Raw genomic sequence first — 16,901 nt, 5'->3', positions numbered from 1 at the left:
TATAGGATAAAAAAATAAGGGTGTACCAATCGGCACACCCTTATCAACTTAAACCAAATTCAACTTATGAAACTTTAATTTCTTTGCTCTCTGGCTGAATATCCGTTTTCTTTCCAATACTGATATTTAAGATCCCATTTACGTATTCGGCTGTAATTTTTTCTGCATCAACGCTTTCTGGTAACACAAATGACCTCGCAAAAGAATAGTAATCAAACTCTTTACGGGTATAATCTTTCTTAGGCGCTTCTTCATTTACTTTTTTCTCTGCCCAAACTGAAAGCGTGTCTTTTTTCAGGTTAATCTGAAAATCTTCTTTGGCTAATCCCGGTGCTGCTAACTCAATTTTATATGCGCCATCTTCTTCTAAAATATTGACACCTGGCACTTTATGTATGGTCAGGTTTTTATTTACGGCCTCATTAAACAATGAGTCAAAAACGTTGTTAAAGTAGGGTGCATTGTTCCTGGTTCTGTTGTTAAATTTTACTAGTGTCATGTTCGTATGTACTTTAAGTTTATTACTATTTAATAATTTCTAAACATTTATCAACACCTATACCAAAGCATTTTTCTATGATATTTAAGACATTATGGCGCAAAAAATCAAAATCAGAAGACAAAAAGGCAGACATTGTAAATCAATTAGACAGTTTTAAGTATAAAACGGCGATTGAAACACGTTTTGCAGATTTTGACATGATGGGACATGTAAATAATGCGGTGTATTTTACTTTTATGGAAATAGGAAGAAGTAAATATTGGAAGCAGGCGATACAATGGGATTGGAAAAAAACCGGAGTTGTGATAGCCAGCGCCTCATTAAATTACATTTCGCCAGTGCTGATTGACGATAAAATTAGCATGTACGTGCGTACTTCCCGGATTGGAACATCAAGCTTTGACCTGGAATACCTCATTGTGAAATTGACTAACGGAGATGAAGTTGTTTGCAGCAGAGGCAAAACCGTCTGTGTTGCGTATGACTATGAGCGCCAAAGCGCTGTTCCGATTCCAGATCACGAAAAGAATAAGATGATTATTTTTGAACAGCTAAGTAACAGCTAAAGTAAACCCGGGCAGATTAAAATATCTTGCCCGGGTTTAAAATTCCATTGGGATCAAAAACTTTTTTAATCCCCCTCATCAGGTTTAAGTTAATTTCACTGTATTTTATAGACATAAATTCCTTTTGAACCAAGCCAATTCCATGCTCTCCTGATATTGTACCACCTAGAACAGTAGTCAACTCGAAGATTTCTGCAATTCCCTTTTTTAACTCGCTTAGCCAATCCTCATCACTCATTCCAGCTTTGATAATATTGATATGAAGGTTTCCATCGCCTGCATGCCCATAACAAACACTTTCAAAGCCATATCTAGCACCAATTTCTTTGATTCCATTGATTAATTGAGGCAGCGCCGCCCTTGGAACTACTGTATCTTCTTCTTTATAAACAGAATTAGATTTCACAGACTCAGCCATGGTCCGGCGCATTTTCCAAATCTCCTCCTTTTGCTGAGCAGTATCTGCAAAAAGAACCTCAGAACAATTAAACTCCTCCAATACTGAATTTACTTTTTCGGCATCCTTAAAAATAACATCCATATCATCTCCATCGAACTCTATCATCAAAAAGGCATTCACATCATCTTTAAGGTCAAATTTAATATCATCGAATTTAATTACCCACTCTACACCTTTGCGTTCCATAAATTCTAAAGCAGAGGGTGTTACCCCTGCCCTGAAAATAGCAGATACTGCGGCACAAGCATTTTCATTTGTTGAAAATGAGCCAAGCATCAGCACGTTATATTGAGATTTTGGAATAAGTTTAGTAACGATTTTAGTGACCACGCCCAATGTACCTTCTGAACCAATCATGAGTTGGGTGAGGTTATAACCAGAAGCATATTTTAGTGTATTTGCTCCCGTCCATATGATCTCTCCCGTAGGTAATACCACCTCCAGATTAAGAATGTATTCTCTGATGGTACCGTATTTAACTACCCTTGGACCGCCCGAGCCATGCGCCACATTGCCGCCTATAAAACAAGAACCCTTGCTGGAAGGATCAACCGGATACAACAAACCTTTTTCGGCTACGGCATTGATAAATTCTTCTGTGATTACTCCTGGCTCTACAGTAGACTGTAAATTTTCTGTGTCAATAGATAAGATTGCTTTAAACTTCTCCATAGACAACAGAACACCGCCATATATAGGTAAAGCTGCGCCACTTAAACCCGTGCCTCCGCCTCTTGGTGTAACAGGAACATGATATTGGTTGCAAAGTTTTAAGATAGCGGAAACCCCCTCTGCATCTAATGGCTTAACTACTACCTCAGGGTAATAGGTTAAATCTTCTGTTTCATCATGTGCGTAAGTTGCTAATGTTTCCTGATCAACAAAAATATTTGCAGCGCCTGTAGCTTCCGTTAATAAGGTTAAAAAATCAGGTGTAATTTTATTAAATTCCATTAATTTTGATTCTGAGTATTTGGTTAGGTTTATTAATCTGCTTTGTATTGCAACTGAACAAAAGACTGATGAACATCCCCTGGCATGGCGGGATGATTTTTTTTAATACTAACCGTTGCCTCTTGCAAAAATGAATACTTATCCAGAATATTATCCAGCATATTCTTTACCACAGTTTCCAGCATCTTTTGGGTATTTTTCATTTGCAGCAATATGATGTCGTTCAGTACCTCATAGTTGACCGTTTTGTCAATATTTTCAGTATCAGTGGATGGGATAAACACCACCTCCACGTTCACCAGAAAATCATGACCAATTAATTGTTCTTCGGGGTAATAACCATGTAGTGCAAAGCACTTTACATCTTTAAGGGCAACGGTTTGTATCAACATTATGTTTAGTATGGCACACAAATTTAGATTTTTGATTGGTTTATACCAGTCATTCATGCAAATTATTAACTTTGATGTACCTTACCTTAACCTTAGTTTAGGGTGCAAGGACAACAATCGTTTAATAAATAGCACCACATCAATGAACAGAACCGGAAAGAAAGATCTTTATGAAGCACCTGACTATTATCAGCTTGATGAATTGCTTTCAGACGAACATAAGCTGATACGGACAACAGCCAGAGCGTGGGTAAAGCAGGAAGTTACCCCAATTATTGAAGATTACGCGCAGCGTGCTGAGTTTCCAAAACATCTGATAAAAGGTTTGGGGGAAATTGGTGCATTTGGCCCTACTATTCCTGTTGAGTATGGAGGCGCAGGCTTAGATTATACCGCTTACGGGATCATTATGCAGGAATTGGAGCGCGGTGATTCTGGAATTCGTTCTACTGCATCTGTACAAGGTTCTTTGGTGATGTATCCAATCTATACTTACGGATCTGAAGAGCAACGTAAAAAATATTTACCAAAACTAGCAACTGGAGAATTGATGGGCTGCTTTGGCTTAACTGAACCAGATCATGGCTCTAATCCTGGCGGCATGGTTACCAACATCAAAGATAATGGCGACCATTTCCTGCTGAATGGTGCAAAAATGTGGATTTCTAATGCTCCATTTGCAGATATTGCTGTAGTATGGGCAAAAGATGAAAGTGGAAAGATACAGGGCTTAGTAGTAGAGCGCGGAATGGAAGGCTTCAGTACGCCAGAGACACATAACAAATGGAGTCTGCGGGCATCTGCAACCGGCGAGCTGGTATTTGACAATGTTAAAATTCCGAAAGAGAATATCTTCCCAAATGTATCAGGCTTGAAAGGTCCGCTGGGCTGCTTAAACCAGGCACGATACGGTATAGCCTGGGGCGCATTAGGTGCAGCGATGGATTGTTATGATACGGCCCTGAGGTACGCAAAAGAACGAATCCAGTTTGGAAAACCCATTGGTGGCTTCCAGTTGCAGCAAAAGAAACTTGCAGAAATGATTACTGAAATTACTAAGGGGCAATTGATGGTTTGGCGCCTGGGTGTACTTAAATCTGAGCACCGTGCAAGTGCTGAGCAAATATCTATGGCGAAAAGAAACAGTGTAGAAATTGCGCTGGAAATTTCAAGGAATGCCCGGCAGATGCTCGGCGGAATGGGGATAACGGGCGAATATTCGATCATGCGACATATGATGAACCTGGAATCTGTGGTGACCTATGAAGGTACGCATGATATTCATTTACTAATTACCGGCATGGATGTAACCGGAATCAACGCATTTAAATAAAATACTTAACATACATACTCAATTGAAAACATTTAAAAAATACTATCAACTACCTGCGCCACCTGAAGAAGTGTATTTAGCGATGACCAAAGCGCAAAGTATTCAGCTATGGACAGGTGCTGAGGTGGAATTTACAGAAGAACCGGGAACAGAATTTTCTTTGTGGGAAGGTGATATTGTAGGCAAAAACCTTGAATTTGAATATGGGAAAAAAATTGTTCAGCAATGGTATTTTGGAGAAGATGCTGAGCCCTCAATTGTCACGATTAAACTCCATGAGGACAAAAAAGGGACTTCTTTGGAATTCGTGCAGACCAATATCCCGGATGAAGATTACGATGATTTTACGGAGGGATTAACAGAACATTATCTGGGAGGCCTGGCCGACTTCTTTGAAGAGGAATAAGGATGAAAACTATCTGACAAAATAAAAGCCTGTTTTACGACAGGCTTTTATTTTATATTTTGTTAGTCTTCAGTAAATACTGCGCGAACTTCATTACGCAAATTATAATTGGAAGCCATAACTTCACCATAAGCTCCGGTGCTTCGCAAAGCAATGAGGTCTCCCCTAAAGGTTTCCGGCAACTCCACTTCCTTACCAAAACAGTCTGTACTTTCACAAATTGGGCCAACAATATCATACTTAACTACGGAGGATGCTTCTACCCTGCTGATGTTTTCTATTTTATGGTAAGCCTGGTATAATGCGGGACGCATCAACTCAGTCATCCCTGCATCTAAAATTACGAAGTTCTTCTTTTTACCATTTTTGATATATAGTACTTTAGTGATTAGAGAAGACGACTGACCTACAAGCGCCCTACCCAATTCGAAATGAACTTCCTGATTGGGCTTGATCTCTAAAAAGTCGTTAAAGATTTTAAAGTACGCTTCAAAGTCAGGAATCTGCTGATCAGGATTGTGATAATCAATACCCAATCCACCACCAACATTTAACACTTTAACAGTAAAGCCACGTTCTTCAAACCAGTTTGCAAATTCATTTACACGTGTACAAAGACTTTTATACACATCAAGATTGGTAATTTGAGAACCAATATGAAAATGTATACCTACAAATTCCAACTGTGCAGATTTCTTTAAAACTTCTGCACAAGCAGGTAAATCCCAGGAGTTGATACCAAATTTATTTTCATCTAAACCCGTGGTAATATTATGGTGGGTATGCGCGTCTACATTTGGATTAATCCTGATGGCAACTTTAGCTTTTTTACCTTTGACCAAAGCAAGTTCATTAATCACTTCCAACTCCTGAATTGACTCTACATTAAAGCAAAAAATATCCTGATCTAATGCGAAGTTGATTTCCTTATCAGATTTCCCTACACCCGCAAATACAATTTTACCCGCATCAAAACCCAGTTCAACAGCTTGCTTAACTTCTCCACCACTTACACAATCTGCACCAAAGCCAACGCTTTTAATCTTTGCAACCACGGTTGGATTAAAATTAGCTTTCATAGCGTAATGCACATGAAAATTGTAGACATTTGCTGCGCTGGCACATTTCTTAAGTGTGTTTTGCAACAAAGTAAGATCATAGTAATAAAATGGTGTCTCTAAGTTTGTAAAGCGGGATATATCTTTATCAGAAAAAATCATGTTCAAATATCTTATCGTATTTTGTTTAGTGGGTTTTGTATTAATTTACTTAGGTAATTACTTTGATCTTAAGCGTCATAAAATAACAGAAAAAGAGTACAGTAGAAGAACCAGGTTTTTCATTGTACTCGTTTTCATAGTAATTGCCATTATAACTTACCTTAAGAAAAGGTAAATCTTTTTTATTCAAACAAACGGTTATGTAAACTCCTTAAGGCTTCCGTTTTATCAGGCGTATTAATTAAAAGAGAAATGTTATAATTGCTACCTCCATAAGAAATCATCCGGAGCGGAATATGTTTCATTGCATCAAGTACTCTTGCTGCATAACCATGTTTTTCTGCACCGAAGTCGCCAACAACACAAACAATTGATTGCTCTCTATCAATTTCTACAGAACCAAAAGCATGTAATTCTTCTACTATTTTCTCCAGATTATCTGTAAAATCAATAGTTAAAGAAACTGCAACTTCCGAAGTTGTGATCATATCAATCGGCGTTTTATAACGTTCAAAAATTTCAAAGACACGACGCAAAAAGCCGTATGCCAGAAGCATTCTGCTCGACTGAATTTTTATAGCCGTAATACCGTCCTTTGCTGCAATAGATTTGATTTTACCGCGTTCACTTTCGGCAGCAATCATTGTTCCTTCGGCCTTTGGCTCCATAGTATTGAGCAGACGAACTGGAATTTTATATTTTTGAGCAGGAAACACCGATTGAGGGTGTAAGATCTTTGCGCCAAAATAAGCAAGCTCTGCAGCCTCATCAAAAGATAAGCGTGCAATAGGCTTAGTACCTTTAACGATACGCGGATCATTGTTGTGCATACCATCAATGTCAGTCCAGATCTGTACTTCTTCTGCTAAAATTGCCGCGCCAAGAAGTGATGCAGTATAATCACTTCCACCACGCCTTAGGTTATCTACCTCACCAAAACTGTTACGGCAAATAAAGCCCTGTGTAATAAAAAGATTATTACCCTTATGTTCGGCTAAAAGTGGTAACAAATGTGCCGTGGTAAAAGGGATATCCGGCTCATTATCTTCATCAATTTTCATAAAATCCAGTGCCGGTAGTAATACAGAAGGCACACCAATGGATTTTAAATAAATATGATATAAAGTGGTAGAAAGCAATTCTCCTTGTGCCAACACTACCTTTTCTTCAATAGGCGTGAAAATATCATTGGCAAGTGTAGCAAGGAAATTAAAATGGTAATCAATAACATCATTACCCTGATCTCTAAATTCGCCCTCAGACAGCAGTTCGATAACAAAGGCTTTATATTTATCATGCAGTGCAGTGATCAGTTCCAAAGCCACCTTCTTATCTTCCTTTAAAAGTTTGCTTGAGATTTCTACTAAACTATTGGTGGTTCCAGACACTGCCGATAATACCACAATTTGTTCTTCTGCCGGGTTGATGATATCCAGCAATTTCGTCATCCGCTCCGGACTTCCTACGGAAGTTCCGCCAAACTTTAAAATTTTCATTATTTGTCTATTGTTGTTTTAGTTGTAAATGAGTTATTATTATAATAAGGTAAATTAGTATTTACCCTAAACTCATAATGGTTCATTAATTTTATATAAGGTTTATAATAGTTTTAAAGTAACTATGCAGAATATTTCTATTTTTGTTTGCATAAGGAAGATTTTATAAGATCTTCGTTTACTTTTATTATTAGGGCGTGAAATTAATAAAACGAAGGTAATAAAAGGCCATTTAATTAAAATAAAATTAAGGTCTTGTGCTTGATTTATAAATTGCACCAAACATGCCCTTGTTAATTTTGTTAGTTTTTAAAAAATATCAAATTATATATTATAATCTATGCAATTAGAACCCTCAACCTTAAACACCATAAAACAATGGCTTAATGGGAATTACGATCAAGAAACGAAAGCAGAAATCCAATCTTTAGTAGATAAAGAAGCGGCAACTGAACTAACGGACGCTTTTTACAGAAGTCTGGAATTTGGTACAGGCGGGTTGCGTGGTATTATGGGTGCAGGATCTAACAGGATCAACAAGTATACTATAGGTACAGCTACACAGGGATTATCAAATTACCTGCTTAAAAAATATCCTGGTGAAAAAGTGAAGGTTGCTATTGCACACGATAGCCGTAACAACTCAGATTATTTTGCGAAAATTACTGCGGATGTTTTTTCAGCAAATGGTATCCAGGTTTATTTTTTTCCGGCCCTGCGTCCTACTCCTGAGCTGTCTTTTGCTGTTCGCGAGTATGGTTGCAAAAGCGGCGTTATGCTTACTGCATCTCACAATCCAAAAGAATACAATGGCTATAAAGCTTATGGTGCAGATGGAGGACAATTTACTTCGCCAGATGACCAGTTGGTGATGGATGAAGTAGCAAAAATAGCGAGCATTGATGAGGTTAAATTTGAGCGTATTGAGAGCAATATCCAAATTATAGGTGAGGATTTAGATCAGCTATATCTGGATAAGATTACTGAACTTTCGGTTTCTCCTGAAGCAATTGCCCGACAAAAAGATTTGAAAATTGTGTATTCTCCGATACACGGTACAGGTATAACTTTGGTACCAGGTGCATTAAAACAATTTGGTTTCACTAACCTTACCCTTGTAGAGGAACAAAGTACTCCAGATGGCAATTTCCCAACGGTAGTGTATCCTAATCCTGAGGAAAAAGAGGCCTTAACCCTGGCGCTTAAAAAGGCTCAGGATATTGATGCCGACCTTGTATTGGCTACAGATCCGGATGCTGACAGAGTTGGTATCGCCGTTAAAAATAACGATGGTGAATTTGTCTTGTTAAATGGAAATCAAACCGGAAGTTTACTCATCAACTATTTACTTACGGCATGGGAAGAAAAAGGCAAGCTTGACGGTGATCAATATATTGTAAAAACAATTGTAACAACTAACTTGATTGAAGAAATTGCTAAGGCCAAAAATGTGACCTATTACAATACCTTAACGGGTTTTAAATTTATTGGTCAACTGATTACCGAATTGCAAGGTAAAAAAACCTTCATTGGCGGTGGTGAGGAGAGTTATGGTTACCTGATTGGTGAGCTGGTAAGAGACAAGGACGCCATTATCTCTTGTGCCTTTATTGCTGAGATGACTGCATTTTACAAAGACAAAGGCAGCAGCCTTTACAATGCCTTATTAGATATGTATGTAGAATACGGTTTGTATAAAGAAGAATTGGTGTCTTTGACCAAAAAAGGTAAAACAGGCGCTGAGGAGATCAAAGCCATGATGGAAACCTTTAGAAACAATACACCTCAAACACTTGGGGGTGCTAAAGTTAAAACGCTAAAGGATTACGAGCTTGGTGTAGAAACTGACCTGTCTTCAGGTGAAAAAACAAAACTTGATTTTCCTAAATCAGATGTTTTACAGTTTATTACTGAAGATGGCAGCATCATTTCTGCCCGCCCTTCTGGTACTGAACCTAAAATAAAGTTTTACTGCAGTGTAAATGCTCCACTAGCAGATAAAACACAATTTAAAGCCGCAGATGCCGCTTTAGGAGATAAGATTAAAGCATTAATGGCCGATTTGCAGGCTTAGCTATCTCAAATCTTAAAGGTCCATGTCATGAAACAAGATGACGTGGACTTTTTTTATTCCCCTGCATTCTATCCTGCAGATTCTACCACTCGTCGGTTTTTAGCTTGCTAATATTTTTTACAATGCCATATTCGTACTGTAATTCAACAGCACAGTATGAAAATATTTATATTAACCAGCCTCTTCCTATTTACATTAAGCATTGGATATACTCAGGTTAAGATTTCAGGAACGATCACCTCAACCAGAGGTAATCTAATAGCAAATGTTAATATTATTTTAAAAGACAGCTATGATGGTGCCACCTCAGACAGCAAAGGTCAATTTGAATTTACAACTCTGGAAAAGGGACCTCATACCATTGAGTTTTCTGCGTTAAACTTTGGAAAGGATTCTGTTAAAGTAAATATCGATTCCAAAAATCTAATATTAGCCCTCATTATAAAAGAAGAAATTAACACGCTCCATACTGTGAACATTAGTGCGGGCTCTTTCATTACCGGCGATAAACAAAAGGGCGCCGTATTAAGCTCATTGGATATAGCGACTATTGCCGGTGCCCGAGCTGACGTTTTTGCAGCTATGCAGACGCTACCAGGGGCGCAAACTTCTTTTTCAGAAAGTGGTCTATTTGTAAGAGGTGGTGCGGCTTCCGAGACAAAGACCTACTTTGATGGTATGCTTGTCAAAAGTGCTTTTAATGCCACTGTTCCAGATCAGGCATCCCGTGGTCGCCTCTCACCTTTCTTATTTAAGGGGACTTCTTTCTCCGCAGGTGGCTATTCAGCACAATATGGCCAGGCCCTCTCCTCTACCCTTATTCTGGAAAGCACCGACCTGCCAGAGAAAACAACAACAGGGATTTCTCTTTTGACCGTTGGCGCAGGACTAGATCAAAATATCAGGCTTAAAAACAGTGCAATTACAGTTGGTGCTTATTATTACAACTTGAAACCAGCTTACAGCGTAATTAAACAGCAAAACCAATATATTAAAGCTCCGGAGCTAATTGGTGGTAACATTCAATACAAAGCCAAAACCTCTGAAACAGGGATATTTAAATTCTATGCTTCCTATGCCAAAACAAACCTGTCATTAAACAGCACTGACGTTAACTTTGACTCCGTAAATTATTTTAGCAATAATAATACAAATACCTATATCAATACATCATACAAAGAATACTTAAACAGGAACTGGAAAATTGAGGCCGGTGCGGCTTACAACAAGGATTCAAATGCCGGAATGATGGCTGTAAACTCATACAGCAGAGAAGACGATATGGCGGAGGGTAGGTTAACCTTAACCAATTATTTTGGCAAACTCTCTAACCTGAAGTTTGGTGGCGAAATGTTTAACACTAAGCGACTCGAAAGCTACAATGGCTTACAAAGGTATTATAATGACCAACTGAGTTCCGCTTTTGCCGAAACAGATTTGTATCTAAATGCTAACGTGGTTGCCAGACTGGGCTTAAGGGCTGAGTATTCCAGCTACCTACATCAGTACAACCTTGCCCCCCGAACATCATTAGGTTTAAAAACAGGTTTAAATGCGCAGGTATCTTTTGCCTATGGACGCTTCTATCAGAATCCTGAAGATGAATATCTGATCATTAAAGCGCTTGAGTTTGAGCAGGCAGAACATTATATTTTAAAATATGAGATAAATACCCCTTTTAGAAATTTCAGAATTGAAGGTTATTATAAAAACTATGGAAAGTTAACTAAAACTACTAATGGCAATCTTGACAATTCTGGATCGGGTTACGCAAAAGGTTTTGAGTTATTCTGGAAAGACAAAAAGACCATCAGCAATATTGAATACTGGTTCTCTTACTCATTTTTGGACACAAAGAGAAACTTCAGGGACTTTCCTGCTCTGGCCACGCCAAGTTTTGCGGCCAAACATACAGCAACAATGGTGTACAAACAGTTTATAAGTATTTTGAATACACAGGTAAACGCAACTTATACTTTTGCTTCTGGCCGACCTTATGTAAATCCTAACAATCTTATATATCTGGCAGACAAAACTAAAAGCTATAACAACCTGAGTTTAAGCCTCAGTTATTTGACGCATGTATGTAAACAATTTACCGTGCTTTATTTGAACGCCAGCAATATCCCGGGCTTCAATAATGTATATGGCTATCAATATAGCAAAGATGGCCAAAACCGAAAGACAATTATGCCTGCATCAAAACGGGATTTTTTGATTGGAATGCTGATCACAATTGGCGACAACACTTTTGTAAGATAAAAAATTAATAGAACCCATCACGTAAAAACCAATATCATGAATAATTTAACAAAATCAATTGCCCTTTTATTACTGCTAGTTAGTAGCAACACCTTTGCTCAATCAATAAACATTAAATTCCAGGATGCCATAAAGAAAGGCTTATCATTACAAGCCAATGCTAAAACATCAACAGATTTTTTAAAGTCAGCCAATCATTTTGAGCGTATCGCCCAGGTGGAGACAAAAGAATGGACTGCACCATATTATGCCGCTTTTGGCAACCTCATGGCTGGTTTAACATTAGATGATAAAACATTGAAAGATCAATATTGGGATAAAGCACTTCAAGAAGTGGAACAAGCAGAATCATTATCGGCAGATAATAGTGAAATTTATGCGTTAAAAGGCTACATACAATTCATGAAAATGAGTATCGATCCGCAATCGAGGATGTCATTTATGTCTGCTTCCAGCAGTTCCTTAGCCAAGGCAAAAGCGTTAAATCCCGAAAATCCACGTATCTATTTAATTATTGGCCAGGATACTTTTTATACACCGGAGGCATTTGGTGGTGGAAAGCGCAAAGCAAAACCAATATTGGAAACTGCAGTAGCAAAATTTGCTATCTTTAAAGCTGCAAATGTAATTGAACCCAACTGGGGCGAAGAGCAAGCCAAAATATTAGTAGAAAAATGCAATTAGAAAAATATGTGGGGTAATTGCGATCAGCCGAAAGGTACTGAATCAGAAACTCAAGGTAGGCTTAAATTTATGCAAAGCCCAAATTGGCTGAGGCTAAATATAAACTACCTGCTGCTTGGTGCAGGCATAGGAATTATACTTTCTTTATTAATCAGTGGCTTTAAAGGCGAATGGATTGGTTTTAGATCCTTTTACTTTCAGTTGCTTTTTAGTGTGATAATTTCGCTTTGCATCACCAATAGTATTTACATTTCCCAGAAACTGCTTAAGTTTAATAAAGAAAAAATCTGGTTCTTTATACTGGTGTATTATTCAGCAAGTTTGATTGGTATGCTGGTGGCCATTGAAACAATATATTTGGTTAGAGCCTTGATTTTTAAACAAGAGTATCATTTTATGCATTTGCAGGATATTGGCTTTAGTACGGTTTTAGTAGTCATTATCTGTACCATCGTTTATATGGTAAAAGCCCAAAAAGAACGCCTGAATGCAAAAATAATAGAAAAAGACATTGACGTATTGCGACTAACGCAAATGAAAACCCAGGCGGAACTTGCTACTTTACATTCCAAAATTAATCCTCATTTTTTATACAATGCATTAAATGCAATTGCCAGTTTAGTCCATGAAGATCCGGATAAGGCAGAGGAAATGACCTTAAATCTTTCCAAATTGTTCCGTTATAGCATCAATCAGAACCAGGAAGACCTCATATCAGTGCAGGAAGAACTGGAAATTGTAAACACTTATCTTGATATTGAAAAGGTAAGATTTGGAAATAGGATTAAATTTGAAACACAAATTGATCCTGAACTTTTGAATGCTAAGATACCAAGGTTTCTTATTCAGCCCCTGGTAGAAAATGCGCTAAAACACGGCTTAAAAGACGTCATCACTAAAGGAAAGTTACTAATCGCCATTCAAAAAGCCGAAGGACTCTCAATCGGTATTTTTGACAATGGCACCCCCTTCCCAAAGGAATTGAATATGGGTTATGGCTTACAAAGTACTTATGATAAGTTAGGTTTGCTGTATGGAACTAATTTTGAACTGCATTTGATTAACCATCCACTTAAACAATTAAAAATTCAAATTCCACTTGATAATGGATAAAATCTGGAAGGCTTTAATTATTGATGATGAAGAGTTGGCTAGAAAGCGATTGATACGCTTAATGACCGATCTTCCTACTATTGACATTATCGGAGAGGCGGGAAATGGCATCGAAGGGCTTGAGCAAATAGAACTATTGGAGCCCGACCTTATATTTCTGGATATTGAAATGCCATTATTAAATGGCTTTGAAATGTTGAGTAAAATTAAAAATCCACCAAAGGTTATTTTTACTACCGCTTATGATCAATATGCCGTCAAGGCATTTGAAGAAGAATCTATTGATTATCTCTTAAAGCCCATAGAAAAGGAAAGGCTGACAAAAGCAGTTAATAAATTAAAAAGCCTTAGACAATCGCCTGACTATTCCATTCCGCTGGCAATGCTAATGCAACAATTAAAAATCAGGAAAGATATTAAAACACTTACTGTTAAGATAGGCGACCGCATCCTGTTAATTAAACTTACAGATCTAGCCTTTATTGATGCGGAAGATAAATATGTTTTTTTAAACACCATAGATGGCAAGAGACATCTTACAGATTTTACGATAACCACTTTAGAAGAAAAACTTAAGGAGATGTTTGTAAGGATTAGCAGAAGTACCCTCATCAATACAGATCTGATCAAAGAAATAAGAAAAAGTTTCAATGGATGCTATTTTTTTATGATGACAGACTTCCATAACACCAAGCTCAATTCCAGCAGAAGTTATGGACCAATGTTAAAGGAACGCTTTGATCTTTAGTCCATAGCGTCTGCAAATAGATTAGTTTTATAACTTATTTCAAGAGTTGCTGTGTACGGAACAGGTTGTCTGTAGCCTGCAAAATTTTGGCTTTAAGTTTTGGATTGTAAGTTGGATGAGTGGCTAAAAAGTCGCTGACAATTTTTCGGGCTGCTGAACTTTGATAGCTGCCAAATGTAGCTTGCAACCATGACTCGGGAAAAAATATATCTCCTGTAATTTGAATTTCCGTTAACATATCAAGGCTTTTGGCAAGGTATTTTATCGAAGCATCCTGCCTTAAAGGATGATGAAGATAAACTAAGGCTGTTGTTACATTAGATTCCTTTTCACGGTTAGATTTTAATTCCAATCCCCTAAAAAAAACATCTCTAACAGATTCATCATTAGATAAAGCTGGAACTATAAATTCAAATCTTTTTCTCCGGTCTGGATTTGTAATCCTTGTCAGTTGCTGGTTTAGCACCTCAGCTGGCATTCCAGGTCTTAAAGCTAAAGAATATGACAAGGAAGTGTAATCATCTTCTGTAAGCTTGATACCTTCTGGAGCGGCCTGGTTTTTCCAAATTGTGTAGAGCAAATTACCAGCCTGTGATGTAGAAAAAATATCCTGATAAGCTTTAAACAGGATTTTTTTATGATTCGGCATGGTTTGCTGTTCCATTGCTTTCCAAAGCGATTGCTCTAAATTTACAACGATTTTTTCCCTTTCAGCCGGACTTATAAATGTCCAGTAAATTGAACTAATATAATTACTGATCAGTTTAAGATTAAGCTCTTCATTTTCACGATCAAGACCATTGAGCAGGATATTAAGCAAAGCCTCTGGTTTTACTAGACGACCGCTCAGCATGTTCTCATATAAAGATACATATGCTGATGCCCGCGTAAGGGGTTTATCTACCCCATAGATTCTCTCCATCATTGCTGTATCAACGGGCCAAAGTCCATAGCCCTGTCCCGAAGAATTGAACAACACAAATATTGGCTTTTCCATCCCTGCCGCAATCTTCAACTCTACTTGTGCAGCATTCATATGGATAGTTAACTCGCGACTGTGATTGGGATAAAAGAAAGTCAGTTCGAAGGTCTGGGGCCATACCCGGTTTTCCCCGTATTCCGCTTTTTGAGAAATGGTAAAATTAGTGATGATATTATCCTTTACCTTCATATCATAACTAATTATGGGTCTGCCTGTTTCATTAACCCATACTTTATTCCACTTTAACAAATCTGTAGAAGTATACTGACTCAATATATTAATCAAATCTGGCCATGAAGCATTTCCATAGGCAAAATCTTTCAGGTATTTCCTAACCCCAAGTTGAAAGCGTTCTTCACCCATTAAACGTTCCAGCTGCCGCATCATAATAGGTGCCTTATGGTAAATGATGTTACCATACATCGAGCCAGCATCCTTTAAATTATCAAGATCCTGCCTAATCGGATTTGAACCACGGGTTCTGTCTATCCCATAAGCCGCAGGTACATGATCTACCAGAAACTTAAGGTCATATTCATTTCTGCCAATGGAATCTTCCATACTTTTATCGGCCATAAAATTGGCAAATACTTCTTTCATCCATACATCAGAAAACCAATTCATGGTTACCATATCTCCAAACCACATATGTGCAGTTTCATGTGCTATCAAGTTGTTTCTGGAGTTACGCTGATCTTTTGTTGCACCCTCATCTAAAAATAATGTAGATGCTCTATAATGTATATTGCCCGGATGCTCCATACCGCCAAATTGAAAATCAGGAATAGCAACAAAACCAAATTTTTTAAATGGGTAAGGAATGCCTGTCCAGTTTTCATAATACGATAGTGCATCTTCATGTATTTTATACACGTCAGGAATGCTCCTTTTAATTTTAGCGGTATCTGTTTCACGGTATAAAAAATCTACCCTTTTATTTTTAAGAGCGTTAAAATGTTGCTGAACACCTTCAAATTTGCCGGCAGAAAAAGCAAAAAGATAAGTACTCAACAAGTCAGAACTTTCAAAATAAAAGGTTTTGCGATCGGCCTTAACAACCGCATGCTTTAAAGGTCCATTCGCCATGGCTTCCCAATTTGAGGGTAAATTAAGCGTCAGATCATAAATAGCCTTCAAATCCGGCTGGTCAAAGCAAGGAAATACTGTTCTGGCCCTGTCAGGAACAAACAAGGTATACAAATAATCTGAATTTCTATTTAGTGCCCCCTCGCCTGCTTCCAACTCAATTACAATCATGTTTTTGCCTGGCTTAAGATACCGCGCAGCAATCAGCAAATGTTCAAATTTATGGCTTACAGGAATTTTTAAGCCATTTACTTTTAGCATTTTTATTTTAGCAGGATCTTCTTTAAAGTCAATTTGTAATAGGGAATTAGCTGAAAGAAGTTGAAAAGATATCGTTTCTACTAAAGTAATCCGTTCATCTCTCGACAAAGGAACACTAAAATTTAAGCCGTAATTGATTTTGCTAAGCAGGGACTTTCGATGTACTGCCAATCTTCTGGAGACACCAGCCTCAACAATAGGATCAATTTGTATTGATGCGGTAGATAAAACTGGAACGGCAATTGAAAATAAAGCGAAAAAGCCAAAACTGAGGAGTGTAGTCTTTAGAACTTGGATCATAATCTTAATATTTAGCTGAACAACCAAATATAATAAATTAAAGCACTGAAATTCTAAGGCTT

Annotated in this window: 15 protein-coding genes; 8 read left to right on the top strand and 7 right to left on the bottom strand. The window is 37.7% G+C overall.

From position 1 onward, the window contains the following. Window positions 1-64: 64 nt before the first annotated feature. Entirely contained in the window at window positions 65-499 is a 435-nt protein-coding gene (locus tag LPB86_RS16515) for an Hsp20/alpha crystallin family protein (protein ID WP_230645961.1), read from the bottom strand. Window positions 500-576: 77 nt separating this feature from the next. Between LPB86_RS16515 and LPB86_RS16510 the strand changes: the two genes are divergently transcribed. Then, window positions 577-1,068: a thioesterase family protein gene (locus LPB86_RS16510; protein ID WP_230645960.1), complete on the top strand. Its 492-nt coding sequence runs from the start codon at window positions 577-579 to the stop codon at window positions 1,066-1,068. Window positions 1,069-1,084: 16 nt separating this feature from the next. Here LPB86_RS16510 and LPB86_RS16505 read toward each other — a convergent pair whose 3' ends face one another. Together LPB86_RS16505 and LPB86_RS16500 are read right to left on the bottom strand one after the other, a co-directional pair. Beyond that, window positions 1,085-2,482: an FAD-binding oxidoreductase gene (locus tag LPB86_RS16505; protein ID WP_230645959.1), complete on the bottom strand. Its 1,398-nt coding sequence runs from the start codon at window positions 2,480-2,482 to the stop codon at window positions 1,085-1,087. Between the two features lie 32 nt (window positions 2,483-2,514). After that, window positions 2,515-2,874 (bottom strand): dihydroneopterin aldolase, encoded by a 360-nt coding sequence (locus tag LPB86_RS16500; RefSeq protein ID WP_230645958.1) that lies wholly within the window; start codon window positions 2,872-2,874, stop codon window positions 2,515-2,517. 142 nt (window positions 2,875-3,016) lie between these two features. Here LPB86_RS16500 and LPB86_RS16495 point away from each other — a divergent pair, with 142 nt between their 5' ends. Together LPB86_RS16495 and LPB86_RS16490 are read left to right on the top strand one after the other, a co-directional pair. Further along, window positions 3,017-4,207 (top strand): acyl-CoA dehydrogenase family protein, encoded by a 1,191-nt coding sequence (locus LPB86_RS16495; protein ID WP_230692904.1) that lies wholly within the window; start codon window positions 3,017-3,019, stop codon window positions 4,205-4,207. Window positions 4,208-4,229: 22 nt separating this feature from the next. Then, window positions 4,230-4,613: an SRPBCC domain-containing protein gene (locus LPB86_RS16490; RefSeq protein WP_230645957.1), complete on the top strand. Its 384-nt coding sequence runs from the start codon at window positions 4,230-4,232 to the stop codon at window positions 4,611-4,613. Between the two features lie 62 nt (window positions 4,614-4,675). Here LPB86_RS16490 and lysA read toward each other — a convergent pair whose 3' ends face one another. Genes lysA through LPB86_RS16475 form a run of 3 tightly spaced genes read right to left on the bottom strand, consistent with a single transcriptional unit; the run spans window position 4,676 to window position 7,329 of the window. Beyond that, window positions 4,676-5,830, bottom strand: a complete 1,155-nt coding sequence (gene lysA / locus LPB86_RS16485; RefSeq protein WP_230692903.1) for a diaminopimelate decarboxylase — start codon at window positions 5,828-5,830, stop codon at window positions 4,676-4,678. Between the two features lie 52 nt (window positions 5,831-5,882). Beyond that, the gene (locus LPB86_RS16480) at window positions 5,883-6,023 is read right to left on the bottom strand and encodes a hypothetical protein (protein ID WP_230645956.1); all 141 of its coding nucleotides are present in this window, start codon (window positions 6,021-6,023) and stop codon (window positions 5,883-5,885) included. Beyond that, window positions 6,016-7,329, bottom strand: coding sequence for an aspartate kinase (locus tag LPB86_RS16475; protein ID WP_230645954.1), 1,314 nt, complete (start codon window positions 7,327-7,329; stop codon window positions 6,016-6,018). The genes LPB86_RS16480 and LPB86_RS16475 overlap by 8 nt, the downstream gene beginning before the upstream one ends. A 340-nt stretch (window positions 7,330-7,669) precedes the next feature. On the opposite strand from LPB86_RS16475, the gene LPB86_RS16470 reads away from it, so the two are divergent. The 5 genes from LPB86_RS16470 to LPB86_RS16450 all read left to right on the top strand — a co-directional run bounded on the left by LPB86_RS16470 (window position 7,670) and on the right by LPB86_RS16450 (window position 14,210). Beyond that, window positions 7,670-9,403, top strand: a complete 1,734-nt coding sequence (locus LPB86_RS16470; protein WP_230645952.1) for a phospho-sugar mutase — start codon at window positions 7,670-7,672, stop codon at window positions 9,401-9,403. A 156-nt stretch (window positions 9,404-9,559) separates the two neighbouring features. Further along, window positions 9,560-11,665, top strand: a complete 2,106-nt coding sequence (locus LPB86_RS16465; protein ID WP_230645950.1) for a carboxypeptidase-like regulatory domain-containing protein — start codon at window positions 9,560-9,562, stop codon at window positions 11,663-11,665. 36 nt (window positions 11,666-11,701) lie between these two features. Then, window positions 11,702-12,349, top strand: a complete 648-nt coding sequence (locus LPB86_RS16460) for a hypothetical protein (RefSeq protein ID WP_230645948.1) — start codon at window positions 11,702-11,704, stop codon at window positions 12,347-12,349. Window positions 12,350-12,418: 69 nt separating this feature from the next. Next, window positions 12,419-13,462 (top strand): sensor histidine kinase, encoded by a 1,044-nt coding sequence (locus LPB86_RS16455; protein ID WP_230645946.1) that lies wholly within the window; start codon window positions 12,419-12,421, stop codon window positions 13,460-13,462. Then, the gene (locus LPB86_RS16450; protein ID WP_230645945.1) at window positions 13,455-14,210 is read left to right on the top strand and encodes a LytTR family DNA-binding domain-containing protein; all 756 of its coding nucleotides are present in this window, start codon (window positions 13,455-13,457) and stop codon (window positions 14,208-14,210) included. Before LPB86_RS16455 ends, LPB86_RS16450 begins: the two co-directional genes overlap by 8 nt. Before the next feature lie 34 nt (window positions 14,211-14,244). Here the strand turns inward: LPB86_RS16450 and LPB86_RS16445 are convergent, their stop codons facing one another. Next, window positions 14,245-16,839 carry a M1 family aminopeptidase gene (locus tag LPB86_RS16445; protein ID WP_230645943.1) on the bottom strand — a complete coding sequence of 865 codons (2,595 nt, stop codon included), beginning with the start codon at window positions 16,837-16,839 and terminating at the stop codon, window positions 14,245-14,247. Window positions 16,840-16,901: the final 62 nt, after the last annotated feature.

The sequence above is a fragment of the Pedobacter sp. MC2016-14 genome, from assembly GCF_020991475.1.
In the GTDB taxonomy this organism is placed as follows: Bacteria; Bacteroidota; Bacteroidia; order Sphingobacteriales; family Sphingobacteriaceae; genus Pedobacter.
Note: the sequence above shows the minus strand (reverse complement) of the source record. Positions and strands in the feature narration are given on the sequence as shown.